The 2,837-nt window shown below is 65.6% G+C and carries 1 protein-coding gene; it reads left to right on the top strand.

Annotation, left to right across the window (positions count from 1 at the left end; translation table 11 throughout):
- Nucleotides 1-2,837, top strand: a 2,837-nt coding sequence (locus XBLMG947_RS20680) for a non-ribosomal peptide synthetase (protein WP_139074473.1), incomplete at both ends; no start/stop codon positions are given.

Here is a 2,837-nt window from a genome sequence, read left to right as displayed (position 1 = left end):
GGACGCTTGCAGACGATGCTGCAGGACAGCGGGGCGCGCTGGGTCATCACGCAGAGCGAGCAGGCGCTGCCAGATGGCAGCGAGCGGCTGGATCTGGACAGGCTCGAGCTGGAGACGCTGGCCGATCATGCCCCGGCGCTGCCGCAGGTCAGCCACAGCACGGCCTATCTGATGTACACCTCCGGCTCCACCGGCATGCCCAAGGGCGTGCGTGTGCCGCATCGCGCGATCAGCCGGTTGGTCTGCAACAACGGCTACGCCGAGTTCATCGCCTCCGATCGGGTGGCCTTTGCGGCCAATCCCGCCTTCGATGCCAGTACGCTGGAGGTCTGGGCACCGCTGCTCAACGGCGGCTGCGTCGTTGTTGTCGCACAGGATGTCTTGCTGTCGCCGGAGCGCTTGCGGCAGTGCCTGCAGGACGCGCAGGTGACGGTGCTGTGGCTGACGGCGGGTGTGTTCCATCAGTATGCGTCGAGCCTGTCGCCGGTCTTTGCGCAGCTGCGTTACCTGCTGGTCGGTGGCGATGTCCTGGACCCTGCCGTGGTGGGGCGTGTGCTCGAAGACAGCCCACCGCAGGTGTTTCTCAACGGCTATGGCCCGACCGAGACCACCACCTTCGCGACCACCCACCGGATCACCCAGGCGCCGGCCTCGGGGATTGCGATCGGGCGCCCGATCGGCAACACCCAGGCGTACGTGCTGGATGCGTATGGTCAGCCAGTGCCGATCGGAGTGGAGGGCGAGCTTTACATCGGCGGCGATGGTGTCGCGCTGGGCTACTTGAATCGTCCTGCGCTGACTGTCGAACGCTTCGTGCCCGATCCGTTTGGTGCAAACAGCGATGCCCTGCTGTACCGCACCGGCGATCTGGTCCGTTGGCAGGACGATGGCACGCTGGCATTTGTGGGACGCGCCGACGGGCAGGTGAAGATCCGCGGCTTCCGCGTGGAGTTGGGCGAGATCGAAGCGGCCTTGCGGACGTACCCAGGCATCAGTGCGGTGGCGGTGATACAGCGCGAGGATGTGCCGGGCTTGCGGCAGTTGGTGGCGTACTACTGCTGCGATGCGGCCGATCACGGCAGCATCGATGCGGGGGTATTACGCACGTACCTGCAGGCGCAGTTGATGGAGTACATGCTTCCCGCGGCCTATGTGCAGCTGGAGGCCTTGCCGCTGACGCCCAACGGCAAGCTGGATCGCAAGGCGCTGCCGGCGCCCGATGCCGATGCCCATGCGCACCAGCAGTACGCAGCGCCGCAAGGGGCGATTGAGCAAACGATTGCCGGGATCTGGAGCGAGCTGCTGGGTCTGGAAACGATCGGCCGGCACGACAGCTTTTTCGCACTCGGCGGTCACTCGTTGTTGGCCGTTCGGGTGATTTCGCGTCTACGCCAGGCGTTGGGAGTCGAGATTGGCGTGGCCGAGCTGTTTGCACAGACAACGTTGCAGCAACTTGCCGCCTGTGTGGCATCGGCATCTACCGCGGTGTCGTTGCCGATCGTGCCGCTGCCATCGGATGCGCCGCGCGTGGTGTCGTATGCCCAGCAACGACTCTGGTTCCTGTCGCAGTTCGAGGGAGTCAGTGAGGCGTACCACATCAGCGCTGGCCTGCGCCTGCACGGCGTGCTGGAGAGGCCGGCGCTGCAGCGCGCCCTGGATCGCATCGTGGCCCGGCACGCGTCGCTGCGCACCAGCTTCGTCCAGCGCGAGGGCCAGGTGCTGCAGCAGGTTGCCGCCCAGGACAGCGGTTTTGCGCTGGCGGTGCACGATCTGCGAGACGCGCCCCAGCGCGAGGCGATGCTGGAGCAGGTGTTGGCCGACGTGGCGCGAGCCCCGTTCGTGCTGGAGAGCGGCCCGTTGATCCGTGGCGCGTTGGTGCAGCTTGCCGAGACCGAATCTGTGGTGTTCGTCTGCATGCACCACATCGTCTCGGACGGCTGGTCGATGGGAATCCTGATCGACGAACTGAATGTGCTGTACCGCGCCTTTGCACGCGGCGATACCGATCCGTTGGCGCCGTTACCGATCCAGTACGCCGATTATGCGAGCTGGCAGCGGCACTGGTTGGCAGGGGAGGTGTTGCACCAGCAGGCGAGCTATTGGCGCGAAGCCTTGTGCGATGTGCCGGTGCTGCTGGAACTGCCGACGGACCGTCCGCGGCCGGCCGAGCAAGACCATGCGGGTGCAGGGCTGGAAGTGGTCGTCGACCGGCAGCAGGCGCAGGCGCTCAAGGCATTGAGCCAGCGCCACGGGCTGACGCTGTATACGACGTTGCTGGCCAGCTGGGCGATGCTGCTGTCGCGTCTGTCCGGTCAGCAGGATGTGGTGATCGGCAGTCCGGTGGCCAATCGTGGCCGCTCGGAGACCGAAGGGCTGATCGGGTTCTTCGTCAATACCCTGGCGTTGCGGGTGGACGTCTCCGGCGCCTCGACGCTGGCGCAATTGCTGGCCTCGGTGCAGGAACGTGCATTGCAGGCGCAGGCGCATCAGGACATCCCATTCGAACAGGTGGTCGAACTGGTACAGCCGCCGCGCAGCCTGGCGCATACGCCCCTGTTTCAGGTGATGTTCGCGTGGCAGAACACGCCACAGGTCGCACTGGATCTTGGTGGTCTTGAAGCGAGCAGGATGGGCATTGCCTGCGAGCATGCGCAGTTCGACCTCATGCTGTCCTTGGCCGAAAGCGAAGGGCAGATCGTCGGTCGCCTGACCTATGCCACCGCACTGTTCGAGCGCGCGACGCTGGAACGCTGGATGGGGCATTGGCGGCATCTGCTGGATGCGATGGTGGCCGAGGGTGCGGACGCTCGCCCAGTGGACCGTTTGCCGTTGTTGGA

The organism is Xanthomonas bromi, from assembly GCF_900092025.1.
Taxonomy (GTDB): Bacteria; Pseudomonadota; Gammaproteobacteria; order Xanthomonadales; family Xanthomonadaceae; genus Xanthomonas; species Xanthomonas bromi.
The sequence above is the reverse complement of the archived record's forward strand: the minus strand, read 5'-3'. Positions and strand labels throughout refer to the sequence as shown.